The following is a 24,537-nucleotide window of genomic DNA, read 5'->3' as shown; positions in this document are numbered from 1 at the left end:
AGCAAGATCGAATGCAAGGTTGGCCGGTGGTCTTTTCCGAGTTGAGACCTCGCGGAAATATGAGCGACCTGTGTGTTCCTTGGCGGAAAAATCCCTGTCACTGAGCCCGGATGCCACATCCAACACCCTTGACACGGCTGACCACTTGAGACACAACTGATCCTTGCGCAGCGAAGTTGACAACGTTGTCCCGTGCGCAGGGAGGGTACCCGTTGAAGCAGCAAAGAGCTCGGCACAGATGGGGTACGGCGGTCGTGTCGGCGGCCGCTTTTGTCATGACGGTGGGCTCGCAGGGGGCGGCGGTGGCGCTCCCCGACGCTCCCGACGCGGCCGACCAGGAGTTCGCCTCCTCGTTCGAGGCGGGCGATCCGGCACCCGACTGGCTCAACACCGTCGACACCGCACCGGACGGCGGCAAGCGGGCCTCGGGCGTCGACGGCGGCTACAGCAGTGGCATTCCGGGCAATGTGACCGACCATGTCACGGACGTGCGGGCGAACGGCGAGAACACGGGCGGCGGGGAGGTGAAGGAGAACCTCGTCGACGGGGAGCCGAGCACCAAATGGCTGGTCTTCGAAACCACCGGATGGGTGGAGTTCGACCTGGACAAACCGGTCAAACTAGCGAAATACGCGCTCACTTCTGCCAATGACTATGCCGAGCGCGACCCGCGGGACTGGACCCTGAAGGCCTCCACGGACGGCAAGGACTGGAAGACCCTCGACACCCGCTCAGGTGAGACGTTCGCCGAACGGTTCCAGACAAAGACGTACGACATCGCGGAACCGGCCGAATACCAGCACTTGCGGCTGGAGGTCACCAAGAACAACGGCGCCTCGGGCATCCTGCAGCTCGCCGACGTCCAGTTCTCCACGGGCGGCAGCGAGGGCCCGGTCCCGCAGGACATGCTCTCCCTCGTCGACCGCGGCCCGAGCGGCTCGCCGACCGCCAAGGCGGGCGCGGGCTTCACCGGCAAGCGGGCCCTGAAGTACGCCGGCCGGCACACGGCGGACGGGCGGGCGTATTCGTACAACAAGGTCTACGACGTGAACGTGGCCGTCGGCCGTGACACCCGGCTGTCGTACCGCGTCTTCCCGTCGATGGCGGACGGCGACCTCGACTACGACGCCACGAACGTCTCGGTCGACCTGGTCTTCACCGACGGCACCTCTCTGAGCGACCTCGGCGCCACTGACCAGCACGGCTTCCCGCTGACGCCGCGCGGGCAGGGCGCGGCCAAGGTGCTCTACGTCAACCAGTGGAACAACGTCGTCTCGCGGATCGGGTCGGTCGCGGCCGGGAAGACCGTCGACCGGATCCTGGTGGCGTACGACTCCCCCAAGGGCCCGGCGAAGTTCCGGGGCTGGCTGGACGACATCACGCTGAAGCCCGTGGCACCCGAGCGGCCCAAGGCGCACCCGTCCGACTACGCGCTCACCACCCGGGGCACCCTCTCCAGCGGCGGATTCTCGCGCGGCAACAACTTCCCGGCGACCGCCGTGCCGCACGGCTTCAACTTCTGGACGCCGGTGACGAACGCGGGCTCGCTGAGCTGGCTGTACGACTACGCGCGTGCGAACAACGACCACAACCTGCCGACGATCCAGGCGTTCAGCGCGAGCCACGAGCCCAGCCCCTGGATGGGCGACCGGCAGACCTTCCAGGTGATGCCGTCGGCCGCCTCCGGCACCCCGGACACCGGCCGTGAGGCACGCGAGCTCGCCTTCCGGCACGAGAACGAGACCGCGCGGCCGTACTACTACGGGGTGCGGTTCGAGAACGGGCTCAAGACGGAGATGGCGCCCACCGACCACGCGGCGGTGCTGCGCTTCACCTATCCGGGCGACGACGCGAGCGTCCTCTTCGACAACGTGACGGACCAGGCCGGGCTCACGCTCGACAAGGAGAACGGGATCGTCACCGGCTACTCGGACGTGAAGTCCGGGCTGTCGACGGGTGCGACCCGGTTGTTCGTGTACGGCGTGTTCGACAAGCCCGTGACCGAGGGTTCCGCCAGCGGGGTGAAGGGGCACTTGCGCTTCGACGCCGGTGACGACCGGACCGTCACCCTCCGCCTCGCCACCTCGCTCATCGGCATCGACCAGGCGAAGGACAACCTGCGCCAGGAGATCCCCGACGGCACCTCCTTCGACACGGTCAAGTCGCGCGCCCAGCGCCAGTGGGACCGGCTGCTCGGCAAGGTCGAGGTCGAGGGCGCGACGCCGGACCAGCTGACCACGCTGTACTCCAGCCTGTACCGGCTGTACCTGTACCCCAACTCCGGCTTCGAGAAGGTCGGTTCGAAGTACCAGTACGCGTCCCCGTTCTCCCCGATGCCGGGTCCGGACACACCGACCCACACCGGCGCGAAGATCGTGGACGGCAAGGTCTACGTCAACAACGGCTTCTGGGACACCTACCGGACGACCTGGCCCGCGTACTCGCTCCTGACGCCCAGTCAAGCGGGCGAGATGGTCGACGGCTTCGTGCAACAGTACAAGGACGGCGGCTGGACCTCCCGCTGGTCCTCCCCCGGCTACGCGGACCTCATGACCGGCACCTCCTCGGACGTCGCCTTCGCGGACGCGTACGTCAAGGGCGTCGACTTCGACGCGAAGTCGGCCTACGACGCGGCCGTGAAGAACGCGACCGTCGTACCCCCGTCGTCCGGCGTGGGCCGCAAGGGCATGTCGACCTCGCCCTTCCTCGGCTACACCAGCACCGCGACGCACGAGGGCCTGTCGTGGGCGCTGGAGGGCTACCTCAACGACTACGGCATCGCGCGGATGGGCCAGGCGCTGTACCGGGAGACGGGCGAGAAGCGCTACAAGGAGGAGTCGGAGTACTTCCTCAACCGAGCCCGGGACTACGTCAACCTCTTCGACTCCAAGGCCGGTTTCTTCCAGGGCCGCGACGAGAAGGGCGACTGGCGCGTCGAGTCCTCGAAGTACGACCCGCGCGTGTGGGGCTACGACTACACGGAGACGAACGGCTGGGGATACGCCTTCACGGCGCCCCAGGACAGCCGCGGCCTGGCCAACCTCTACGGTGGCCGCGGCGGCCTCGCGGACAAGCTCGACGAGTACTTCGCCACCCCGGAGACGGCCTCGCCCGACTTCGTCGGCTCCTACGGCGGTGTCATCCACGAGATGACGGAGGCGCGGGACGTCCGGATGGGCATGTACGGCCACTCCAACCAGGTCGCGCACCACGCCATCTACATGTACGACGCGGCCGGTCAGCCCTGGAAGGCGCAGAAGAACGTCCGCGAGGTGCTGTCGCGGCTGTACGTCGGCAGCGAGATCGGGCAGGGCTACCACGGCGACGAGGACAACGGCGAGCAGTCGGCCTGGTTCCTGTTCTCCGCGCTGGGCTTCTATCCGCTGGTGATGGGCAGTGGCGAGTACGCCATCGGGTCGCCTTTGTTCACCAAGGCGACCGTTCATCTGGAGAACGGCCGGGAGCTGGTCGTCAAGGCGCCGAAGAACAGTGCGCGCAATGTGTACGTGCAGGGCCTGAAGGTCAACGGCGTTCCGTGGAAGTCGACTTCGCTGCCTCACTCGCTGATCGCGAAGGGCGGTGTCCTGGAGTTCGACATGGGGCCGCGGCCGTCGTCCTGGGGCACCGGCAAGAACGCGGCGCCCGTGTCGATCACCAAGGACGACGAGGTGCCGGTGCCGCGGGCGGACGTGCTGAAGGGTGAGGGTGCCCTGTTCGACGACACGTCGGCGACTCAGGCGAGCGTCACCTCGCTGGAGCTGCCGGTGTCCGGGCGTACCAAGGCCGTGCAGTACACCCTGACGTCGTCTTCGGACCGGAACCGGGCGCCGACCGGCTGGACCCTCCAGGGTTCGGACGACGGGACCACGTGGCAGACCCTCGACAAGCGCTCGGGGCAGTCCTTCACCTGGGACCGGCAGACCCGGGCGTTCACCGTGGGGTCCCCGGGTACGTACGGGAAGTACCGCCTGGTGTTCGACGGTGAGGCGGTGGTGTCGGAAGTCGAACTGCTCGCCTGAGCAGGTGCATTGGGGGTCTCATGCAGGGTGTCGATCCGGCCTGGCTGCCGGACGAGGCGTTCCGGCCGATCGGCACCCGGCGAACGCTGATCCGCGGTTCGGGTCCACTGGTGGACCCGGTCCACGGGGAAGTGGCGGAGGCCTGCGCACGGTTCGGGGGCCGCGTCGAGCGCGACGCGGCCCCCGGGCTGTACGACCTGGTGCTGGAGCTGACCGGCGCCGAGGGCGGTGACGGCGACGGCGGCGAGGCGTTCACCTTCGAGCGCGGTGCCGGCCGTACGACTGTCCTGGAACTTCTTCTCGTCGGGGCTGAACATGGAGGAGACGAGCTCCCAGCTGCCGCCGTAGGCGAAGACGCCGTTGTAAAAGCCGTAGTCCTTCTGCATGTCCTTCGGGGCGTCCGGGTCGGAGCCCATGAGGCTGATGCCGGGCTTGATCTTGTACTGGCTTCCGGAGCGGGTGTAGGTCACCCCCTCGACGCCCCACCGGGCGAACCGCTGGCCCTCGTCCGAGTACCACAGCCAGTCCACGAGCTGCATCATCGCGACGAACCTGTCGCTCTTCAGCGCCTTACTGGAGATCATGAGGCCGTTCTCCAGCCGGGCGCCGCCCAGCACCACGGGCCCGGCGGGACCGAGCGGCACCGGGATCATCTCGATCTTCGCGCCCTTGACCTGCTTCTGCAGGTTGTACCGGTATTCCTGCACCAGGACCTGCGGGTTGGCGCTGATCGCGAAGGACTTCTCGCCCAGCAGCTTCTGCGCGGCCTCGTCGTCGGTCTGCGTGAAGCTCTCCGGGTCCACCAGCTTCTCGGCGACCAGCTTGCGCACGTACTCGATCATCTGCCGGAAGGCGTCCGTCGCTCCGGTGAAGACGAACTTCTGCGCGTCGGCGTCCCAGCTGATGTTGTCGTACGTCCACCCGGCCCGGACGCCGTAGGCCTGGCCGAGGTAGCTGAAGAGGGCGGCGGCCGGGTAGGGCGTGTTCTTGCTCCAGCGGTCGGAGAACGGGTAGCGGTCCGGGTACTCCTCCTTGATCGCCTTGAAGACCTCGTACACTTCGTCCCAGGTGCCGGGCCGGTTCAGACCGAGCCGGTCGAGGACGTCCGTGCGCAGCGCCAGCGAGTAGCCGGATCTGACCTTCTCGTGCAGGCCGGGCAGCAGATAGAACTTGCCGTCGGACTGCCGGATGGAGTCGATCTCCGGCTCCAGCTTCCAGCACCTGACCTTCTCCTGGAAGTTGGGCATCAGGTGCACGTAGTCGCTGACCGGGAGGATCGCGCCCGACGACACGAACGCGACCTCCGAAGGGTGGTAGGTCTTGGGGATCAGGAACGGGGCGTCGCCCGAGCCGATGAGGACGCTGCGCTTCTTCTCGTAGTCGACCAGGGGGACGGCGACGGGTTCGAAGGTGACGCCGGTGCGCTTGGTGAGTTCCTTCCAGAACAGCCAGCCGTTCTTCATCGGGTAGACCGGGTTGTTGTTGTGCAGCACCGAGACGGACAGCGGCTTGGTCGCCTTGAACTGCTGACCGACGCGGTACTCCTTCATCGCGCCGTCCCTCTTCTTCGACAGGTCCATGGAGTCCCCCGCCGTCGTCGCCGCTGCCGCAGCCGGTGAGGGTGGCGAGGCCGATGAATCCGGCGGCGGCGAGTATCTGACGCCGCGACAGCTGTCCTGCGTTGTTCACGGATGACACGGGCACTCCTTCGTTAGCCCTTGACCGCGCCGAGCATCACGCCCGAGACGAAGTAGCGCTGGACGAACGGGTACACGCAGAGGATCGGCAGCGAGGTCAGCACGATCGTGACGGCCTGGATGTTGGCCCCGACCTGGCTGAGCTGTGCGTCGGCGGCACCGGCGTTGCCGCCCGTGGTGGCGCCGGAGATGAGGTTGCGCAGATAGACGGTGACCGGCATCAGCTCGGACGTGTCCAGGTGGGTATGCGCATCTGCTGATGGACAACAGGGGCCAGGGCGACCAGTACGGCAACGGCGGCGCCACCCCCGACCCGCACGCCACGGCACCGGGCGGTCCGGGCCCTGCCGTACGCGGCCTGCTGTCCCCGCGGGACCACCACTACCGCCGCCTGATCACCGACGCGGTCCGGGCCGTCACGGCGGTGCGCGCACTGCCGGGCGTGGACGGCACCCGGGTCGCCGCCGTCGGCAACAGCCAGGGCGGCGAGATCGCCGCGTACCTGTCCGTGCACCGGGGCGCCGAGCGGGCCGCGTACGACACGCTCGCCTACCTGGAGGGGATCTCCTTCGCCCGACGCGCCCACGCCCCGGCCCACTTCGGGGCCGGCCTGCGCGACACGGTGGGCCCGCCGAGTGGGGCGTACGGCGCCTTGAACCGCTATGCGGAGCTGTCGGGGGCCGACCCGCGCAGGGAGATCCACGCCTACCCGTTCAACGGCCACGAAGGCGGCGACGCGGTGCATGTGCGCCGCCAACTGGACTGGCTGGCGGCCGTGTTGCTCCCCTCGTGAGCCGGACGGACGTCACGCCGGGCCGGCCGTCACCTCCACGGAGAGGTCGTTGTCGACCGTGTAGTAGGGACGCACGACGACATCGCCGACCGAGGCCGCCGGATAGACGAAGATCTCCTTGCGGTCCGCCACGTCGTCGAAGAGGCGGCCGATCCGGATCGGAGGGGCTTCCGCAGCGGGCCGGGGCTGGACGGAGAGGTCCCAGACGCGGGTTCCGGTGCCGTGGTCCGCGGCCAACTCCCCGTAGTCCACGCTGAAGGAGAACGACCGGCCGTCACTCGCGTCCTGCGGCTTCAGGGTCCGTACGACGTCCTTCCCACCCCGAAGACGCAGTCGTACGGCGGCTCCGTCGGCGAGCGTGGCGCCGTGCAGCCGGGCCCTGACCGTCATCGACCCGCCCGTGATCTCGATGCCCTCGACCTCCGCGTGGGCGGTGCGCAGCCAGGCCCGCACCGCGAGGTAGCCGTCCTTGGTGGCGTACGGGACCCGCACGGCCACCGGCGCCGGCCAGTCACGGGACTGTCCGTCGACGAGGGCCCGCAGGTCACGCAGGCCGGGGCGGATGCGCTGCCGTCGCGCTGCCGGTTCTCCCGCTTCTCCGGGCTCGGCGGGTTCTGCGGCTGCTGCGGGCTCGGCGGGTTCTACGGGTTCGGGCACGAGGTACACGTCCCAGCGGCCCTCGGCGAGGGCGGGCTGCGGCTCCAGGACGGCACGCAACTGGTCACCGTCCACGGGTTCCAGGTCGAGGACGTGCCGGACCTTCTCGGGTTGGCCCTTCTTGGGGCGCAGCCGCAGCAGCAACCGGGACGAACGGAAGTCGACGGCGGCCGGTGGCCGAAGGGCGAAGACGATCCGGCCGTCCGTGTCGATCGTGCAGTCGGCGCGCAGGTGCGTGTCCCGCGTCGCGCCGGGTTCTGTCGTCATCCCCGTCCCCTCCGTACGGTGTGCAGCGCACGGGAGGCCACGGTGTGCGCGGTGTCGCGTGCCGCGAAGCCCTGGCTGACCAGGACGTTGCGTATTCGGCCGCGTTCAGGGGCGCGCCGTCGCCCGGTTCTGCGGACCGTCATCGCCTCGTCGATCAGGCGCTCGGCCTGCTCCACGATCGGGACCGGGGCGAACCGTCGCGCGTTCTCCAGCGCCGTCCGGCCCATCCGCCGGCGTCGCTCGTCGTCGCGGACGAGATCCAGCAGGGCGGCGCCCAGCGCATCGCGGTCCCCGACCGGCACCAGGCGGCCGTCGACGCCGTCTTCGATGATCTCGCCGGGTCCGTGCGGGCAGTCGGTGCTGACGACCGGCAGGCCGCAGCGCATCGCCTCGACGATGGTCATGCCGAACGCCTCGAAGTCGGACGCGGCCACGCCGATGGAGCCCTTGACCCACTCCGCCTCCATGGGGGCGGCCGCGCCCATCAGGAAGACGTTCTCGCACAGGCCGAGGCGGTCGATGAGCTCCCGGAGCCGGGCGTGTTCCTCTCCCTTGCCGTAGATGCGCAAGCGCCAGTCGGGGCGTTCGGCGGCCACCAGGGCGAACGCCTCGATGAGCAGGTCGTACCGCTTCACCGGGCCCAGCCGGCCCGCCGCGACCACCACCTTCGCGGTGCCGTCCGCCGCGGGCAGCACCGGATCGGGGACGCTGTTCGGGAGTGCTTCCACCAGGACCCCGGGCAGCCGCATCCTGCGCCGGTACGCGGCGGCGTCCCCCTCCGTGACGGTGGTGAGCACGTCGAGTCGGCGGTAGGCCCTGCGCAGCGCGCTGCGCAGCCGGGGCGGGTGGTTGTCGAGGGAGAGGTGCTCCTGCCCGACGCGGACGACGTGCTCCGGCGCCTGGAGCGCGAGGTGCACATTGAGTCCCGGCCGGGTGCCGATGACGACGTCGGCGTCGGTCGCGGCCAGGTACTCACCGATCCGCTGGTCGGTCAGCTCGCTGTACTGGCGGTGGCGGTACTCGGCGGCGGGGAAGACTCTCGCCGGTCTTCGATGCAGAGGATGTTCCTTCTCGTGCCGCAGGTCGACCAGTGGCCTCAGGGCGACTTTCGGGTCCAGGGTGAGGTTGGGGCGTTCCCGGTGCCGCAGCACGGAGACGATCTCCACCTCGTGCCGCTCGGCGAGCGCTTGGGCCAGGTTGAACGTGGTGGTGATCGTGCCTCCGATCCCGTAGGCGTTGTGCAGCAGGAAAGAGATCTTCATAGCGGGCTAGACCGGGCTGATTACGCTTCGGTTGCCTGCTGTTACCAGTTTGTTTTCCTGTCAAACACTCCTTCGGGCACGGAATTACGACATGACGACATGACGGCGGACCCGGTGGGCGACGGCTCGACGCCCACCGGGCTTGCGCGGGTCGGCAGTTCAGCCCACCCGGCAGGGCAGGGTCGTCGTACTGTCGCCGCCGGAGCCGGAGACGACGTAGCCGAAGGTCGCGCTCTGGCCGGGACTCAACGAGCCGTTCCAGTCGGCGTTGTGGACCATCACGGCCTGGCCGTTGTAGGTGGCGTTGCCGCTCCACAGGCTCTCGACCTTCTGGTCGGCGGGGAGCGTCCAGTCGACCATCCAGCCGAGCATCGGGACGTCGCCGGTGTTGGTGACGGTCACCTCGGACTGGTAGCCGCCGGACCAACTGCCGGTCGTACGACGGGTGGCGGAGCACTCGCCGGGTACCGGGTCGGTCGGGTTGCCGGGCTCCTTGACGCCGGTCACCTCGCCGTTGCCGCCGTCGAAGACGACGTCGGAGCAGGAGTAGAAGGTTTCCTGACTGTCCGAGCGCTGCCAGACCATGTAGAGGATGTGGCGTCCCGACTTGCCGTCAGGAAGCTTTCCTGTCCAGGAGTAGTTGGCCTCGACCGTGCCCGGGGAGCCGTTGAGCGGCGGGTGGTCGACGCTGAGGAAGGGCCGCTCCTCCATGTCGTCCCAGGTGAGGGTCCGGGTGGGGTCGAAACCGTCCTTGGTGATGTAGACGTAGAACCAACCGGGGTGCCCGGCCCACGCGTTGTACGAGAAGTCGACCGTCGCGCCCGAGGTGAGGTGGGTGAGCGGCCAGTCCTTGCTCGGGGTGTTGAAGCCGATGAAGTTGGTGTTGCCGCCGCTGCACAGCTCGCCGTCCGGCACGAAGCCGCGGGTGCGGCCGGCGCCGTCGGATCGCAGCACCGAGAACCAGTTGTAGAACGGCGTTGTGCCGCTGACCTGTTGGGCCGCCCTGCAGGCCGGGTTGACCGGCTTGATCTCTCCGGTGTCGGTCAGCCCGTCCTGCCAGCACAGGAAGGTGCGGCTGCCCGGCTTCATGGGGGTGCCGTGGGCCTCCGCCCGGCCGCCGGTACCCATGACGAGGGCGACGGCCGGGATGGTCGCGAGCAGGGAGACCAGGACGAGGAAGAGGGCTCTGGCGGGGGTGGGGAGTGTTAATCGGCGGGATGGTGACGTCAATGGGTTTGTCAGGATCATGACAGACGAATCCGTTCCTTGAGGTACGGGTCGTACGGATGCGTATGTGCGGATGAGCGGGGCGGGGCGCCACCTGGGGCAGGTTCCGGTCCACCCGTGTGGGAGCGCTCCCACCCCGCCTGTTGCGGAAGCTAGCGCTGTGAGGCGTGGTTGTAAACGCCTCTCGGGCCGTCAATAGCGCGCCGCGGCGTTGCCACTCCGGGTGGCGGTACCTTCATACGTACGATCACGCCACGCAACGGCGTCCACAATCGCGTCCATGGGAGTAGTGATGACCACACCCCAGCAGGGACGGGCCACCGAGGACACCTGGATGTTCCCGTCGGCCGATGGCTGGACGTTCGGCCAGGTCAAGCACTTGGAGCTGCCCTTCGACTGGGAACTCGTGGATGGACGGATCGCGGTTCGGGGACAGACCAAGTTCTGGCACAACCGTGTGCGTAACAGGCTGTTGATCGCTCTTGAGGCCGCACGAGCCGAGCCGTACGAGGTCGTCACCGAGCAGTGCGTCATGGTCGATGACCAGAACATCAACAAGCCGGACGTGATCGTCTTCGACCCCCGGAAGCTGAACTTCCTGGAACTTGAATGCGTCCCGGTGGAGAAGCTCGCCCTAGTCGTGGAGGTCGTCTCCCCCGGTTCCCGCCAGGACGACCGCGTACGCAAACCCGCCCTCTTCGCCGCGAACAAGGTCCCGTACCACTGGCGCGGGGAACTGGACCGCGATCAGAAGCTCGCCGTGCACGAGTACTGGCTCAACGCGGACACCCGCTCGTACTTCCCCGCGCCCTCGCATCCGGTACACCACGACAAGCTCGTCACCGAGTTGCCCTTCCCCATCGAAATCGACCGCGACGCACTCGTCGGATTCTGACCCCGCCACCCGATCCGAAGGCGCACGCGACAGGCCCCGTCGGCAGTTGCTCATCAACGTCCGGGAGCATCGCACGGGCACGGCGAAGGGCGGCACCCCCGTCACCGGGGATGCGGCCCTGAACCGCCCTGCCGTACCGCTTACTTGCGGATCAGGCTGCGCAGCACGTACTGCATGATGCCGCCGTTGCGGTAGTAGTCGGCCTCACCGGGGGTGTCGATGCGGACGACCGCGTCGAACTCGACGCCCGTGTCGGTGGTGACCTTCACCGTGCGCGGCGTGGTGCCGTTGTTGAGCTCCTCGACGCCGGTGATGGAGAAGGTCTCCTCGCCGGTCAGACCGAGGGACTGGGCCGAGGCGCCCTCCGGGAACTGCAGCGGCAGCACACCCATGCCAATGAGGTTCGAGCGGTGGATGCGCTCGTACGACTCGGCGATGACGGCCTTGACGCCGAGCAGCGCGGTGCCCTTGGCCGCCCAGTCGCGGGACGAGCCGGAGCCGTACTCCTTGCCGGCCAGGACGACCAGCGGGATGCCCTGCTCGATGTAGTTGCGCGAGGCGTCGTAGATGAAGGCGACCGGGCCGCCCTCCTGCGTGAAGTCACGCGTGTAGCCGCCCTCGGTGCCCGGCGCGATCTGGTTGCGCAGGCGGATGTTGGCGAACGTACCGCGGATCATGACCTCGTGGTTACCACGGCGGGAGCCGTAGCTGTTGAAGTCGCGGCGCTCGACGCCGTGCTCCGTGAGGTACTTGCCGGCCGGGGTGTCGGCCTTGATGGCACCGGCCGGGGAGATGTGGTCGGTGGTGACCGAGTCGCCCAGCTTGGCGAGGACGCGGGCGCCCGTGATGTCGGAGACCGGGGTGGTCTCCATCGTCATGCCCTCGAAGTACGGGGGCTTGCGGACGTAGGTCGACTGCGGGTCCCACTCGAAGGTGTTGCCGGTCGGGATCGGCAGCGCCTGCCACTGGGCGTCGCCCGCGAAGACGTCGGAGTAGGACTTGGAGAACATGTCCTCGCCGATGGCGTTGGCGACGACGTCGTTGACCTCGGCCTCGGAGGGCCAGATGTCCTTCAGGTAGACCGGGTTGCCGTCCTGGTCGGTGCCCAGGGCGTCCTTGGTGATGTCCACCTTCATGGAGCCCGCGATGGCGTACGCGACGACCAGCGGCGGGGACGCCAGGTAGTTCATCTTGACGTCGGGGTTGATACGGCCCTCGAAGTTCCGGTTGCCGGAGAGGACCGAGGTGACCGCGAGGTCGTGGTCGTTGACGGCCTTGGAGACCTCCTCCGGCAGCGGGCCGGAGTTGCCGATGCAGGTGGTGCAGCCGTAACCGACGAGGTTGAAGCCGACCTTGTCGAGGTACGGGGTCAGGCCCGCCTTGTCGAAGTAGTCGGTGACGACCTTGGAACCCGGGGCGAGGGTGGTCTTGACCCACGGCTTGCGGGTCAGGCCCTTCTCCACCGCCTTCTTGGCCACCAGCGCGGCGGCGACCATGACGTACGGGTTGGAGGTGTTGGTGCAGGAGGTGATGGCCGCGACCGTCACCGCACCGTGGTCGATCTCGTACGTCGAGCCGTCGGGGGCGGTGACGGTGACCGGGTTGGACGGGGCGCCGTTGGGGTGGACGGCCGGAGCGTCGGAGGCCGGGAAGGACTCCTTGCCCGCCTCGTCGACGTCGTCGACGTAGTTGCGCACGTCCTGCTTGAACTGCTCGGCGGCGTTGGCGAGGACGATGCGGTCCTGCGGGCGCTTCGGGCCGGCGATGGACGGGACGACCGTGGACAGGTCCAGCTCGAGCTTCTCGGAGAAGTCCGGCTCGGCCTTCGGGTCCAGCCAGAGACCCTGCTCCTTGGCGTACGCCTCGACGAGCGCGAGCTGCTGCTCGGAGCGGCCGGTCAGCTTGAGGTACTTGATGGTCTCGTCGTCGATCGGGAAGATCGCGGCGGTGGAGCCGAACTCCGGCGACATGTTGCCGATGGTGGCGCGGTTGGCGAGGCTCGTGGCCGCCACGCCCTCGCCGTAGAACTCGACGAACTTGCCGACGACGCCGTGCTTGCGGAGCATCTCGGTGATGGTCAGCACGAGGTCGGTGGCGGTGGTGCCAGTGGGCAGCTCACCGGTCAGCTTGAAGCCGACGACGCGCGGGATGAGCATGGAGACCGGCTGGCCGAGCATCGCGGCCTCGGCCTCGATGCCGCCGACGCCCCAGCCCAGCACACCGAGGCCGTTGACCATGGTGGTGTGCGAGTCGGTGCCGACGAGGGTGTCGGGGTAGGCCTGGCCGTTGCGGACCATGACCGTGCGGGCCAGGTGCTCGATGTTCACCTGGTGGACGATGCCGGTGCCCGGCGGGACGACCTTGAAGTCGTCGAAGGCGGTCTGGCCCCAGCGCAGGAACTGGTAGCGCTCCTTGTTGCGGCCGTACTCCAGCTCGACGTTCTGCGCGAAGGCCTCGTTCGTGCCGAACTTGTCCGCGATGACGGAGTGGTCGATGACCAGCTCGGCCGGGGAGAGCGGGTTGACCTTCGCCGGGTCGCCGCCGAGCTCCTTGACGGCCTCACGCATGGTGGCGAGGTCGACCACACAGGGCACGCCGGTGAAGTCCTGCATGATCACGCGGGCCGGCGTGAACTGGATCTCCTGCGACGGCTGGGCCTGGGAGTCCCAGTTGCCGAGGGCGCGGATGTGGTCGGCGGTGATGTTCGCGCCGTCCTCGGTACGGAGCAGGTTCTCGAGGAGAACCTTGAGGCTGTACGGAAGGCGGGCCGAGCCCTCCACCTTGTCCAGCCGGAAGATCTCGTAAGACTCGTCGCCCACCTGCAGCGTGCTGCGGGCGTCGAAGCTGTTCGCCGACACGACAGTCTCCTTCATTTTGGTGCGCTTACCACCGCATCCTGCCGCCACGCCGGCTTGGCCGATCCGCTAAGGTGAGGCTAAGTTAGGTATGCCTTACTGCCAGACCCAGCGGAAGCGTGCGACTGCGGTGCGCCTCGGCAGATATCTCGATGTCGAGATAACTCTAGTACATGGGGCCGGGATGGTCATGCCCGGCCTCCTTCTCGCATCCCATTCGGTCCATGCCGCCGCGCGAAGCCATGAGCCCTTTGCATGATCATGCGTCATCATGCATACTCTTCCTATGTCCAAGGTCCTCACCTCCCTGCCCACCGGCGAGCGCGTCGGCATCGCCTTCTCCGGCGGTCTCGACACCTCGGTCGCGGTCGCCTGGATGCGCGACAAGGGCGCCGTCCCGTGCACCTACACCGCTGACATCGGCCAGTACGACGAACCCGACATCGCCTCGGTGCCCGGCCGCGCCAAGACCTACGGCGCCGAGGTCGCGCGCCTGGTCGACTGCCGGGCGGCGCTGGTCGAGGAGGGGCTGGCCGCGCTGACGTGCGGCGCGTTCCACATCCGTTCGGGCGGGCGTGCCTACTTCAACACCACGCCGCTCGGCCGCGCCGTCACCGGCACGCTCCTGGTGCGGGCGATGCTCGAGGACGACGTGCAGATCTGGGGCGACGGCTCGACCTTCAAGGGCAACGACATCGAGCGGTTCTACCGCTACGGCCTGCTCGCCAACCCGAACCTGCGGATCTACAAGCCGTGGCTGGACGCGAAGTTCGTGACCGAGCTCGGCGGCCGCAAGGAAATGTCGGAGTGGCTGGTCGCCCACGACCTGCCGTACCGGGACTCCACGGAGAAGGCGTACTCCACCGACGCCAACATCTGGGGCGCCACCCACGAGGCCAAGACCCTGGAGCACCTGGACACCGGCATCGAGACCGTCGAGCCGATCATGGGCGTCCGGTTCTGGGACCCGTCCGTCGAGATCGCCACCGAGGACGTGACGATCGGCTTCGAGCAGGGCCGCCCGGTGACGATCAACGGCAAGGAGTTCGCCTCCGCCGTCGACCTGGTGATGGAGGCGAACGCCATCGGCGGCCGCCACGGCCTGGGCATGTCCGACCAGATCGAGAACCGGATCATCGAGGCCAAGAGCCGCGGCATCTACGAAGCCCCGGGCATGGCCCTGCTGCACACGGCCTATGAGCGCCTCGTGAACGCCATCCACAACGAGGACACCCTCGCCCAGTACCACAACGAGGGCCGGCGCCTCGGCCGGCTCATGTACGAGGGCCGCTGGCTGGACCCGCAGGCGCTGATGATCCGTGAGTCGCTGCAGCGCTGGGTCGGCGCGGCGATCACCGGCGAGGTCACCCTCCGCCTGCGGCGCGGCGAGGACTACTCGATCCTCGACACGACGGGCCCGGCGTTCTCGTACCACCCGGACAAGCTGTCCATGGAGCGCACCGAGGACTCGGCCTTCGGCCCGGTGGACCGGATCGGCCAGCTCACCATGCGCAACCTCGACATCGCCGACTCCCGCGCCAAGCTGGAGCAGTACGCGGGCCTCGGCCTGATCGGCACCGGCAGCCCCACCATCGGCGCCTCCCAGGCCGCCGCCACCGGCCTGATCGGCACCATGCCGGAACTCCCCGAGGGCGGCGCCGAGGCCATCGCCTCCCGCGGCGAGGTCTCCGAGGAGGACGCCCTCCTGGACCGCGCCGCCATGGAGTCCGGCACGGACTGATCGACCGGGAGGGGACGGACCACCGGAAAGGGCCGGCTCGACGCGTCATGGACGCCGAGCCGGCCCTTTCATGTCCTGGCCCGCCTGCCCGTCGGCTCACACGACGATCTTCGACACGGCGCAACTGCCGGTCTGTGCCGGCGGCGTGCCGGTCGCCCCGCAGACGGTCCTCGCACCCGCGGTCACCCAGTGCTTGCCAATGGCGGCTCGTCGCCGACGCCGTCTCCGCGGCCTTCGCGTGACGAGGTGCCATCAATCGGTCAAGTCGGGGTAACCGAAGGGGACGTACCGCAACCTCGGAGGGAGGCGTTCATGCCCCTCACGTTTCGTAAGAGTTTTCGGATCCTGCCGGGAGTTCGGCTGAACATCAACCGGCGCTCCTGGTCCCTCACCACCGGCGGCCGGCATGGGCCCCGACGCACCCACAGCAGTACCGGACGTCGTACGACATCGGTGGATTTGCCCGGACCTTTCGGGTGGCGTCGTACCCGTACCGCCAGGCGACGTTGACGGGACGTCACCCGAATGGACCCCCAGGGGTGTGTCATCTCATATCTGAGATAACCTCAACCTCATGGCAGACGACTACCTCGTACGCATCGGCAAGCTCATCCGTGATGCCCGGCAACACCGCGGCTGGACGCAGACGCAGCTCGCCGAGGCGCTCGGTACCTCTCAGAGCGCCGTGAATCGCATCGAGCGCGGCAACCAGAACATCAGCCTTGAGATGATCGCCCGAATCGGTGAGGCCCTGGACAGCGAAATCGTGTCCCTGGGATACGCCGGTCCGATGCATCTGAGGGTCGTCGGCGGACGTCGGCTGTCCGGGTCCATCGACGTCAAGACCAGCAAGAACGCCTGCGTGGCCCTGCTGTGCGCCTCGCTGCTCAACAAGGGGCGCACGGTGCTGCGCCGGGTCGCCCGCATCGAGGAGGTCTACCGCCTTCTCGAGGTGCTCAACTCCATCGGCGTACGCACACGTTGGATCAACGACGGCACCGACCTGGAGATCGTGCCGCCGGCCGAGCTGAACATGGCGGCGATCGACGCCGAGGCGGCCGTACGCACGCGGTCCATCATCATGTTCCTCGGCCCGCTGCTGCACCGTATGGACCGCTTCAAGCTGCCGTACGCCGGCGGCTGCGACCTCGGTACGCGGACCATCGAGCCGCACATGATCGCGCTGCGCCGGTTCGGTCTTGACGTCGCGGCGACCGAGGGCCAGTACCACGCCACGGTCGACCGGTCCGTCCGCGTCGACCGTCCGATCGTGCTGACCGAGCGCGGCGACACGGTGACCGAGAACGCGCTGCTGGCCGCCGCTCGGCACGACGGCGTCACGGTCATCCGCAACGCCTCCTCCAACTACATGGTCCAGGACCTGTGTTTCTTCCTGGAGGCGCTCGGCGTCCGGGTCGAGGGCATCGGCACCACCACCCTCACCGTGCACGGCGTGCCGACCATCGACGTCGACGTCGACTACTCGCCGTCCGAGGACCCGGTGGAGGCGATGAGCCTGCTGGCCGCAGCCGTCGTCACCGAGTCGGAGCTGACGGTGTGTCGGGTACCGATCGAGTTCCTGGAGATCGAGCTGGCGGTCCTGGAGGAGATGGGCCTCGACCACGACCGTACGCCCGAGTACTTCGCGGACAACGGCCGTACGCGACTCGTCGACCTCACCGTCCGGCCCTCCAAGCTGGAGGCGCCGATCGACAAGATCCACCCGATGCCGTTCCCGGGCCTGAACATCGACAACGTCCCGTTCTTCGCGGCCATCGCGGCCGTCGCGTCCGGCAAGACACTGATCCACGACTGGGTCTACGACAACCGCGCGATCTATCTGACGGACCTCAACCGCCTCGGCGGAAGGCTCCAGTTGCTGGACCCCCACCGGGTGCTGGTCGAGGGCCCGACCCGCTGGCGCGCCGCCGAGATGATGTGCCCGCCCGCGCTGCGGCCCGCCGTGGTCGTCCTGCTGGCGATGATGGCGGCGGAGGGCACGTCCGTACTGCGGAACGTGTACGTCATCAACCGCGGTTACGAGGACCTCGCCGAGCGCCTGAACTCCGTCGGGGCGCAGATCGAGATCTTCCGGGACATCTGACTCCCCGCACCGCACGACGACAGCCACACCGGTCCGGCTCTCACGACGCCGGGTGACGGTTCAGCCGAGAGTGAGCAGTTCCTCGTAGAAGCCGCCGAACTGCCGCTCCCGGTCGACGAGATGGATCTCCAGGATCCAGTGGCAGCGGCGCCCGGCCTTGTCGGTGCGCCGCAGCGGGGTGTCGTTGGCGGGCGCGATGTACGACTCGACGTCGGCGCCGTCGATCCACTCGTGCGGGAACTCACCCACCAGGTGCCCGGCGTGCCAGCCGCCGAGCTCCCACCCGGCGTCGGCGGCCAGCCGCTCGGCCTCGGCATAGAGCCGCTTGCCGGTGATGTCGGGGTCGCTCTCGAAGAACCGCCTGCCGGCGTCGAAGATCTTCGGCAGGTCGTCCCGCAGCCGGTGCTTGACCGGGTCGCCGCCGAGGACGAAGGTCCGGCCGAAGTCGGCCTCGTACTCCTCGAAGATCGGCCCGAAGTCGGCGAACACGATGTCGTCCGCGCCGATCACCCGGTCCGGCGGGTTCTCCCGGTACGGCATCAGCGTGTTCGGCCCCGAGCGCACGATCCGCTTGTGCCAGTGCCGGGTGGTGCCGAACAGCTCGTTCGCCAGGTCCCGGACCCGGTCGCTGACCGCCCGCTCCCCCTCCCCCGGCGCGACGAGCCCGCGCTCCTCGATCTCCGCGAAGAGCCGCTCGGCCTTCGCCTGGGCATCCAACAGCCGTGCCGCGCGCGTGGGTTCGTCGTCCGCCATGGGCCCGAAGGTAGGTCGCTAGATCGTTTCACGGCAACCGAAATATGGACGGGGCCTTCTGTAGGAACGCATATACCAGCCTTCACAGCTCATAGGCGGGCTCATGCGAAGCGACAAGGGACTCTGACCTTGCATATGCGGCAGTATGCTCGGCGTATGCGTCCATGAGCGTGTGCGTCCATGAGAGGGAGTAGATCCGTGACGATCCGTTCCATGCGCTGGACCAGCCGGACCCGCCGCATCCGCCGCCCCCGCCGCATGCTCCAGGTGACCGGCGCGAGCGCCGCCGCGCTGCTGGCCCTGAGCGCCTGCTCCTCCTCCGACGACTCCTCGCCCGCCGCATCCGGCTCCTCCGCATCGGCGTCCGCGTCCCCGAAGCTGTCCGGCACGGTCACCGTCTTCGCCGCCGCCTCGCTGAAGGAGAGCTTCGAGAAGCTGGGCAAGCAGTTCGAGCAGGAGCATCCGGGCACGAAGGTGACCTTCAGCTTCGGCGGCAGCGACTCGCTGGCCGCGAGCATCACCGGCGGGGCCCCGGCGGACGTGTTCGCCTCCGCCAGCCCCAAGACGATGAAGATCGTCACCGACGCCGGGGACGCCTCCGGCACGCCCGCCACCTTCGTCCGCAACCGGCTGGAGATCGCCACCCTGCCGGGCAACCCGGACAAGATCTCCTCCCTGAAGGACCTCACCGAGTCCGGCCTGAAGGTCGTCCTGTGCGACAAGGAGGTGCCGTGCGGCGCCGCCGCCCAGAAGGCCCTCGATGCCGGCAAGCTGAAGCTCACGCCGGTCTCGTACGAGCAGGACGTCAAGGCCGCCCTGACCAAGGTCGAGCTGAAGGAGGCGGACGCCGCGGTCGTCTACCAGACCGATGTGCGGGCCGCGGGTGACAAGGTGGAGGGCGTGGAGTTCCCCGAGTCCGCCGACGCCGTCAACGACTACCCGATCACCCTGCTCAAGGACGCGGCCAACGCGGAGGCCGCCCAGGCGTTCATCGCGCTGGTGCGGTCCGCCGAGGGCCAGCAGGTCCTGACCGAGGCCGGGTTCCTCAAGCCGTGACCCCGCTCGACAAGTCCGGTGCCGTGGCCGACACCCTGACGGGCGGGCCGCGGCGCCGGCGCGGCCGGGCGGCCCTGTCGCGTCGGCGCAGCCCCGTTCCCGTGCCGCTGCTCCTGCCCGCACTCGTGGGCCTGGCGTTCCTGATCGTGCCGCTGATCGCCCTGCTCGTCCGCACCCCCTGGCACAGCCTGCCGGACCAGCTGACCAGCCCCGAGGTGTGGCAGGCCCTGCGGCTGTCCCTGTTGTGCGCGACGGCGGCCACCGCGGTGAGCCTGGTGATCGGCGTGCCCCTGGCCTGGCTGCTGGCCCGCGTCGAGTTCCCCGGACGCGGGCTCGTCCGGGCCCTGGTCACGCTGCCGCTCGTGCTGCCTCCGGTGGTCGGGGGCGTGGCGCTGCTGATGGCGCTCGGCCGCAACGGGGTCGTCGGGAAGTGGCTGGACGCGTGGTTCGGGGTCACCCTGCCGTTCACCACCGCAGGGGTCGTGGTCGCGGAGGCGTTCGTCGCCATGCCGTTCCTCGTCATCAGCGTCGAGGGCACCCTGCGGGCCGCCGACCCGCGGTACGAGGAGGCCGCGACGACGCTGGGCGCCTCCCGCTTCACCGCGTTCCGCCGGGTCACGCTGCCGCTGATCGCGCCGGGCGTCGCGGCGGGCGCGGTCCTCGCCTGGGCACGGGCGCTCGGCGAGTTCGGCGCGACGATCACCTTCGCGGGCAACTTCCCCGGCCGTACACAGACCATGCCCCTCTCCGTCTACCTCGCCCTGCAGAGCGACCCGGAGGCGGCCATCGCCCTCAGCCTCGTCCTGCTGGCCGTCTCGATCGCGGTCCTCGCCGGGCTGCGCGACCGCTGGATGACCGCGTCATGACCGATATGGGCAAGATCGACAAGAGCCTGCACGACGCCGAGGCCGATACCGACGCCGACGCCGGCGCCTGGGCCGACGCCGCCTCCCGCTCCGCCGGCGAGGGGTTGGATGCCCGTCTCGTGGTCGACCGGGGACGTTTCCGCCTCGACGTGGAGCTGAAGGCCGCCCCCGGTGACGTCGTCGCGCTGCTCGGCCCCAACGGTGCCGGCAAGACCACGGCCCTGCGCGCGCTGGCCGGGCTCGTCCCGCTGACGGACGGCCATCTGCGGCTGGACGGCGCCGAGTTGGACCGTACGCCACCGGAGTCGCGCCCGGTCGGCGTGGTCTTCCAGGACTATCTGCTCTTCCCCCACCTCACCGCCCTCGACAACGTCGCCTTCGGCCCCCGCTGCCACGGGGCCGGCAAGGCGCAGGCGCGGGCGCAGGCAGCCGAGTGGCTGCGGCGGATGGACATCGCCGAACACGCCGACGCCAAGCCCCGCCGCCTCTCCGGCGGCCAGGCCCAGCGCGTCGCCCTCGCCCGCGCCCTGGCCACCCAACCGCGGCTGCTGCTCCTCGACGAGCCCCTGGCCGCGCTGGACGCGCGCACCCGCCTCGACGTCCGTGCCCAACTCCGGCGTCATCTCGCCGACTTCGAGGCGGTGGCGGTGCTCGTCACGCACGACCCGCTGGACGCCATGGTGCTGGCCGACCGCCTGGTCGTCATCGAGGACGGCCATGTGGTGCAGGAGGGCACACCGGCCCACATCGCCCGCCACCCGCGGACGGACTACATCGCCCATCTCGTCGGCCTGAACCTCTACAAGGGCGAGGCCGAAGGGCACACCGTACGACTCGACACGGGCCCCGCGATCACCACCACCGAGGACCTCACCGGACCGGTCTTCGTCACCTTCCCCCCGTCCGCGGTGACCCTGTACCGCGACCGCCCGACGGGCGCCAGCGCCCGCAACCTCTGGCGCTGCGAGGTGGCCGGCCTGGAATCCCACGGCGACCAGATCCGCGCGGCCCTCACCGGCGAGTTCCCGCTCACCGCCGACCTCACCACCGTCGCCGCCGCCGAGCTCGGACTCCATCCCGGCGCTGTCGTCTGGGCGGCGGTGAAGGCGGCACAGACGCACGCGTATCCGGCCTGACGCGGGGCGGGACCGAACCTGCGGGGCGTAGCAGGTCAGCCGTCCTTGTTCACCGCCGCGTCGAGGAGCGGCCCCAGCTCCCGGCCCACGGTCGTCAGGGCACGGACGTCACGCTCGGCGCGGGCGATCAGTATGGCTCCTTCCAAGGTGCTGATCATGAGCGTGGCCAGGGCGCCGGCCCGTTCCTCGGGCACGCCCATGCCGGTCAGGGCGTCCGCCACCGGGCCGGCCCAGGTGGCGAACGCGGCCGCCGCGGCCTCCCGCGTGGAGGCGGTGGACTCCGCCCAGTCCACGGTGGCGGCGGCCACCGGGCAGCCGCCCGCGAACCCGGCGGCCTCGTACTCGTCGGTCCACTGGCGCACCATCTGGGCGAACAGCCCACTGGGCGTCGGCTCGGGCAACGCGGCGAGGAAGCGGGCGACACGGTTGCCCGCGTACCGCCCCGCCCAGCCCACCGCCTCGTTGACCAGCTGCTCCTTGCCGCCGGGGAAGTAGTGCTGGAGCGAACCGCGCGGCGCGCCGGCGTGGGCGGCGACCTCGCGCATCCCGGTGGAGGCGACTCCGTCGCGCCGGATGAGCTGGGCCGCGCTGAAGACCATGCGCTCGCGCGGCCCGCGTTCGGACACCGCCATCCCCGATCTCTCCCTTGTCGTGGGTCTTCCCGTTGTGGGGGTCTTCCGGAATCCACCCTATGACCGCTGTCATAGCGAGGACTACTATGACCGCTGTCATAGTCGGGACAGCGGCTCGGAAGCGGTGGTGGTGCCTCATGTCCGAGGGTTCAGCGGTGCCTCATGCATGCGGGTTCGTAGGCCTCGGAGTCATGGGGCAGCCCATGGCGCTCAACCTCGCCCGCGCCGGGACGCCGCTCGTCGTGTGGAACCGCACCCCCGGCCGGTGCGCGCCTCTGCGTGCCGCCGGAGCCGAGGTCGCGGCGAGCGCCGCCGAGGTCTTCGAACGGGCCGGCACCGTGATCCTCATGCTGGCCGACGAGGCCGCCATCGATGCGGTGCTGCGGCGCGGCACCCCGGACTTCGCCGCGCGCGTCGCCGGTCACACCGTCGTCCACATGGGCACGACCTCGGCCGAGTACTCGGGCAGCCTGCAGGAGGACATCCGGGCGGCGGGCGGGAGTTACGTCGAGGCCCCGGTCTCCGGCTCGCGCGTCCCGGCCGAGCAGGGCCAACTGGTGGGGATGCTGGCGGGTGACGACGACGCCGTGGCGGCCGTACGGCCCCTGCTCGCGCCCATGTGCCGGGAGACGTTCGGCTGCGGTCCGGTGCCGGGCGCGCTGCTGATGAAGTTCTCGGTGAACCTGTTCCTGATCACCCTGGTCACCGGACTGGCCGAGGCCTTCCACTTCGCCGACCGGCACGGACTCGACCAGCGGCTGCTCAGCGATGTCCTGGACGCGGGCCCGATGGCGAGCGCCGTCTCCCGCATGAAGGGACCCAAACTGCTGGCCCGCGACTTCGGCGTCCAGGCGGCCGCCACCGACGTACTGAAGAACAACCGGCTGATCGCCGAGGCCGCCCGCACGGCCGGTCTGGCCTCCCCGCTCCTCGACGTCTGCCACAGTCTCTTCCAGGAGACCGTGGAGCAGGGTCACGGCGGCGAGGACATGGTGGCCGTACTGCGGGCGCTGGAAGCCCGGACCGACGGCGATCCCGTACCTGTACGACCGTCTGCGCCCGTACTACCGTCCGCGCCAACCCGGTCAACGCACAGAACCGCGCCTTCTTCGCCGACCTGCATGCCGACTCCCCCGGCGTGCTGACCGGCACCGGTGCCCGTTTCTCCGCCGGCCTCGACCTCGGCGAGGCCTTCCCGCTCTTAGCGGGCGATCCGGCGGCCGTCGCGTCCTGGTTCCAGGAGTACCGGGCCACGAACATGCGGCTGTTCACCTACCCGCGCCCGACCGAGGTGCCCATCGGCGTTCCCATGCCCGCCGTGTACGCCCGTATGCTCGCCCACTCCTGGGGTGAGCCGGTCGCCTCCCGCGCCTGCCTGCGCAGGGAGATCTTCACCCCGGACCAGGCACACGCGCTGGGCATGGTGCACGAGCTGGCGGCGGCCGAGGACCTGCTGGACCAGGCCGTCGCCGTCGCCGGGCAGACCCCGGAGGACTGCATGGAGCAGTACGCCTTCACCAAGCGTGCCTGCCGGGCGGCCGCGCTGCGCGACATCGCCGAACTCGCCGAGCCGCCGGACGAGGAGCAGCAGCTCAAGGGGCGCCCCGCGCCGTGGTGAGCCGGACAATCGGCCGTGCTCCCTCCCGATCGGAAGGGAGCACGGTTTCCGCGTCGCGCGGTGGCGGGTTGCCGTCACGCCTTGGACAGGGTGATGTCCTCCTTCAGCAGCGCGTGGAAGCGGGGCAGGGGCAGGATGCCGACGGGGTGGAGCTCCACGATGGTGGCCTCCACGTCCGCCTTGCCGTGCTTGAGGGTGGTCGGGGAGGGCCTGCTCGTGTTCTCCCAGCGGTGCAGCTTGCCGTCGCACACGGCAGGGGTGCCGCCGATGGAGTACCGGTAGTTCTCGGACCGCTGGCCGATGGAGGAGCTCACGAACACCGGTCCCACGCTGTCGACGCAGCGGTAGGTGCCGGACAGGGTGACGGTGCCGTCCGCGGCCATACGGCCCACGGAGTCGATGGTCACGGTCTCCTTGGGGTCGGCGGGCGCCGAGGAGTCGGCGGGGGCCGAGGGCGCGGCGACCAGCAGGAGCAGGGCGGCGAAGGCCGCGGTGGCGAGAGCGGGGCGTAGGGGCATGGGATGACCTCCCGAGTGAGCGGAGTGGGGCCTTCCACTCGTACCCGGCGGGTGTGCCGACGGACGTGACCGTCACCCACTCGGTGGCGAGTCCGCTCCGACCTTCGTGGATCGGTCAGCGTGTTGTCCGCGTGTTGTCACGGTTCACAGCTTGCTGTTCCGATGAGTTCGCCGCCGGAGCATGGTCTACCCATATGGACGAACCACACGGCTCGTCCGCCCGATGTGGAGGTGCGCCATGTGTTCCCACCAGCCTTCGTGCCCTTCCTCCGACAGCCACGCCCCCCATGTGGTGTCCGCACACCCCGAGCAGGGCTGGAGCCTGCTCTGCAACGGCGCCATCGTCTTCGACGACAGCGGTGAGCTGCTGCCCGACGGCCGCGTCGTCGCACCGCACCGGGTGCCGGTGGCGCGGCTCGCGATGGCGGCGTGAGCGTGACC

Annotated in this window: 18 protein-coding genes and 3 pseudogenes; 12 read left to right on the top strand and 9 right to left on the bottom strand. The window is 69.3% G+C overall.

Annotated features, from left to right (window positions below):
• Positions 1–275 precede the first annotated feature (275 nt).
• On the top strand, positions 276–4,019 hold the full coding sequence (locus ACQEV2_RS32310; RefSeq protein ID WP_433049365.1) for a GH92 family glycosyl hydrolase: 3,744 nt from the start codon (positions 276–278) through the stop codon (positions 4,017–4,019).
• Between the two features lie 281 nt (positions 4,020–4,300).
• Here the strand turns inward: ACQEV2_RS32310 and ACQEV2_RS32305 are convergent.
• Positions 4,301–5,708: pseudogene (locus tag ACQEV2_RS32305) on the bottom strand (extracellular solute-binding protein); the annotation flags it as partial.
• Between the two features lie 22 nt (positions 5,709–5,730).
• Positions 5,731–5,952 (bottom strand): annotated as a pseudogene (locus ACQEV2_RS32300) (carbohydrate ABC transporter permease); the annotation flags it as partial.
• Between the two features lie 5 nt (positions 5,953–5,957).
• Here ACQEV2_RS32300 and ACQEV2_RS32295 point away from each other — a divergent pair.
• Positions 5,958–6,509, top strand: a pseudogene (locus ACQEV2_RS32295) (acetylxylan esterase); the annotation flags it as partial.
• Positions 6,510–6,521: 12 nt separating this feature from the next.
• Here the strand turns inward: ACQEV2_RS32295 and ACQEV2_RS32290 are convergent.
• The 3 genes from ACQEV2_RS32290 to ACQEV2_RS32280 all read right to left on the bottom strand — a co-directional run bounded on the left by ACQEV2_RS32290 (position 6,522) and on the right by ACQEV2_RS32280 (position 9,943).
• A complete protein-coding gene (locus ACQEV2_RS32290) occupies positions 6,522–7,433 on the bottom strand; it encodes a transferase (RefSeq protein ID WP_433049362.1) in 912 nt (303 codons plus the stop codon).
• Positions 7,430–8,695, bottom strand: a complete 1,266-nt coding sequence (locus ACQEV2_RS32285) for a glycosyltransferase family 4 protein (RefSeq protein ID WP_433049359.1) — start codon at positions 8,693–8,695, stop codon at positions 7,430–7,432. The genes ACQEV2_RS32290 and ACQEV2_RS32285 overlap by 4 nt, the downstream gene beginning before the upstream one ends.
• Before the next feature lie 159 nt (positions 8,696–8,854).
• Positions 8,855–9,943, bottom strand: a complete 1,089-nt coding sequence (locus tag ACQEV2_RS32280; protein ID WP_433049356.1) for a lytic polysaccharide monooxygenase auxiliary activity family 9 protein — start codon at positions 9,941–9,943, stop codon at positions 8,855–8,857.
• 259 nt (positions 9,944–10,202) lie between these two features.
• On the opposite strand from ACQEV2_RS32280, the gene ACQEV2_RS32275 reads away from it, so the two are divergent.
• A complete protein-coding gene (locus tag ACQEV2_RS32275; protein WP_433049353.1) occupies positions 10,203–10,817 on the top strand; it encodes a Uma2 family endonuclease in 615 nt (204 codons plus the stop codon).
• A gap of 140 nt (positions 10,818–10,957) precedes the next feature.
• On the opposite strand, the gene acnA is transcribed toward ACQEV2_RS32275, so the two are convergent.
• Entirely contained in the window at positions 10,958–13,675 is a 2,718-nt protein-coding gene (gene acnA / locus ACQEV2_RS32270) for an aconitate hydratase AcnA (RefSeq protein WP_433049350.1), read from the bottom strand.
• Positions 13,676–13,958: 283 nt separating this feature from the next.
• On the opposite strand from acnA, the gene argG reads away from it, so the two are divergent.
• From argG to ACQEV2_RS32255, 3 genes are all read left to right on the top strand, one after another.
• Positions 13,959–15,413 carry an argininosuccinate synthase gene (gene argG / locus ACQEV2_RS32265; protein ID WP_433049347.1) on the top strand — a complete coding sequence of 485 codons (1,455 nt, stop codon included), beginning with the start codon at positions 13,959–13,961 and terminating at the stop codon, positions 15,411–15,413.
• A gap of 312 nt (positions 15,414–15,725) precedes the next feature.
• Entirely contained in the window at positions 15,726–15,923 is a 198-nt protein-coding gene (locus tag ACQEV2_RS32260; RefSeq protein WP_186281836.1) for a DUF4236 domain-containing protein, read from the top strand.
• Between the two features lie 64 nt (positions 15,924–15,987).
• Positions 15,988–17,517, top strand: a complete 1,530-nt coding sequence (locus ACQEV2_RS32255; RefSeq protein WP_433049343.1) for a helix-turn-helix domain-containing protein — start codon at positions 15,988–15,990, stop codon at positions 17,515–17,517.
• 60 nt (positions 17,518–17,577) lie between these two features.
• Here ACQEV2_RS32255 and ACQEV2_RS32250 read toward each other — a convergent pair whose 3' ends face one another.
• On the bottom strand, positions 17,578–18,270 hold the full coding sequence (locus ACQEV2_RS32250; protein WP_433049340.1) for a M24 family metallopeptidase: 693 nt from the start codon (positions 18,268–18,270) through the stop codon (positions 17,578–17,580).
• Positions 18,271–18,483: 213 nt separating this feature from the next.
• Between ACQEV2_RS32250 and modA the strand changes: the two genes are divergently transcribed.
• From modA to ACQEV2_RS32235, 3 genes are read left to right on the top strand one after another with little or no spacing between them, the layout of a single operon-like run.
• Positions 18,484–19,326 (top strand): molybdate ABC transporter substrate-binding protein, encoded by an 843-nt coding sequence (gene modA / locus ACQEV2_RS32245; protein ID WP_433054928.1) that lies wholly within the window; start codon positions 18,484–18,486, stop codon positions 19,324–19,326.
• Positions 19,323–20,192, top strand: coding sequence for an ABC transporter permease (locus tag ACQEV2_RS32240; protein ID WP_433049337.1), 870 nt, complete (start codon positions 19,323–19,325; stop codon positions 20,190–20,192). The genes modA and ACQEV2_RS32240 overlap by 4 nt, the downstream gene beginning before the upstream one ends.
• Positions 20,189–21,328 (top strand): ABC transporter ATP-binding protein, encoded by a 1,140-nt coding sequence (locus ACQEV2_RS32235; protein ID WP_433049334.1) that lies wholly within the window; start codon positions 20,189–20,191, stop codon positions 21,326–21,328. The genes ACQEV2_RS32240 and ACQEV2_RS32235 overlap by 4 nt, the downstream gene beginning before the upstream one ends.
• A gap of 35 nt (positions 21,329–21,363) precedes the next feature.
• Here ACQEV2_RS32235 and ACQEV2_RS32230 read toward each other — a convergent pair whose 3' ends face one another.
• The gene (locus tag ACQEV2_RS32230; protein ID WP_433049331.1) at positions 21,364–21,960 is read right to left on the bottom strand and encodes a TetR/AcrR family transcriptional regulator; all 597 of its coding nucleotides are present in this window, start codon (positions 21,958–21,960) and stop codon (positions 21,364–21,366) included.
• Positions 21,961–22,151: 191 nt separating this feature from the next.
• Between ACQEV2_RS32230 and ACQEV2_RS32225 the strand changes: the two genes are divergently transcribed.
• Entirely contained in the window at positions 22,152–23,105 is a 954-nt protein-coding gene (locus tag ACQEV2_RS32225; protein WP_433049328.1) for an NAD(P)-dependent oxidoreductase, read from the top strand.
• Entirely contained in the window at positions 23,099–23,578 is a 480-nt protein-coding gene (locus tag ACQEV2_RS32220; RefSeq protein WP_433049325.1) for an enoyl-CoA hydratase/isomerase family protein, read from the top strand. The genes ACQEV2_RS32225 and ACQEV2_RS32220 overlap by 7 nt, the downstream gene beginning before the upstream one ends.
• Before the next feature lie 74 nt (positions 23,579–23,652).
• Here the strand turns inward: ACQEV2_RS32220 and ACQEV2_RS32215 are convergent, their stop codons facing one another.
• A complete protein-coding gene (locus tag ACQEV2_RS32215; protein ID WP_433049322.1) occupies positions 23,653–24,096 on the bottom strand; it encodes a DUF6299 family protein in 444 nt (147 codons plus the stop codon).
• A gap of 238 nt (positions 24,097–24,334) precedes the next feature.
• Between ACQEV2_RS32215 and ACQEV2_RS32210 the strand changes: the two genes are divergently transcribed.
• On the top strand, positions 24,335–24,529 hold the full coding sequence (locus ACQEV2_RS32210; RefSeq protein ID WP_433049319.1) for a DUF5999 family protein: 195 nt from the start codon (positions 24,335–24,337) through the stop codon (positions 24,527–24,529).
• Positions 24,530–24,537 lie beyond the last annotated feature (8 nt).

The sequence above is a fragment of the Streptomyces sp. CA-251387 genome (assembly GCF_050936625.1).
GTDB lineage: Bacteria > Actinomycetota > Actinomycetes > Streptomycetales > Streptomycetaceae > Streptomyces.
The sequence above is the reverse complement of the archived record's forward strand: the minus strand, read 5'-3'. Positions and strand labels throughout refer to the sequence as shown.

Bases quoted from the DNA above. Each gene is read 5' to 3' on its own strand.
- ACQEV2_RS32310 (WP_433049365.1), top strand. From the start codon at position 276: ATGACGGTGGGCTCGCAGGGGGCGGCGGTGGCGCTCCCCGACGCTCCC.
- ACQEV2_RS32290 (WP_433049362.1), bottom strand. From the start codon at position 7,433: ATGACGACAGAACCCGGCGCGACGCGGGACACGCACCTGCGCGCCGAC.
- ACQEV2_RS32285 (WP_433049359.1), bottom strand. From the start codon at position 8,695: ATGAAGATCTCTTTCCTGCTGCACAACGCCTACGGGATCGGAGGCACG.
- ACQEV2_RS32280 (WP_433049356.1), bottom strand. From the start codon at position 9,943: ATGATCCTGACAAACCCATTGACGTCACCATCCCGCCGATTAACACTC.
- ACQEV2_RS32275 (WP_433049353.1), top strand. From the start codon at position 10,203: ATGGGAGTAGTGATGACCACACCCCAGCAGGGACGGGCCACCGAGGAC.
- argG (WP_433049347.1), top strand. From the start codon at position 13,959: ATGTCCAAGGTCCTCACCTCCCTGCCCACCGGCGAGCGCGTCGGCATC.
- ACQEV2_RS32260 (WP_186281836.1), top strand. From the start codon at position 15,726: ATGCCCCTCACGTTTCGTAAGAGTTTTCGGATCCTGCCGGGAGTTCGG.
- ACQEV2_RS32255 (WP_433049343.1), top strand. From the start codon at position 15,988: ATGGCAGACGACTACCTCGTACGCATCGGCAAGCTCATCCGTGATGCC.
- ACQEV2_RS32250 (WP_433049340.1), bottom strand. From the start codon at position 18,270: ATGGCGGACGACGAACCCACGCGCGCGGCACGGCTGTTGGATGCCCAG.
- modA (WP_433054928.1), top strand. From the start codon at position 18,484: ATGCGCTGGACCAGCCGGACCCGCCGCATCCGCCGCCCCCGCCGCATG.
- ACQEV2_RS32235 (WP_433049334.1), top strand. From the start codon at position 20,189: ATGACCGATATGGGCAAGATCGACAAGAGCCTGCACGACGCCGAGGCC.
- ACQEV2_RS32230 (WP_433049331.1), bottom strand. From the start codon at position 21,960: ATGGCGGTGTCCGAACGCGGGCCGCGCGAGCGCATGGTCTTCAGCGCG.
- ACQEV2_RS32225 (WP_433049328.1), top strand. From the start codon at position 22,152: ATGGGGCAGCCCATGGCGCTCAACCTCGCCCGCGCCGGGACGCCGCTC.
- ACQEV2_RS32215 (WP_433049322.1), bottom strand. From the start codon at position 24,096: ATGCCCCTACGCCCCGCTCTCGCCACCGCGGCCTTCGCCGCCCTGCTC.
- ACQEV2_RS32210 (WP_433049319.1), top strand. From the start codon at position 24,335: ATGTGTTCCCACCAGCCTTCGTGCCCTTCCTCCGACAGCCACGCCCCC.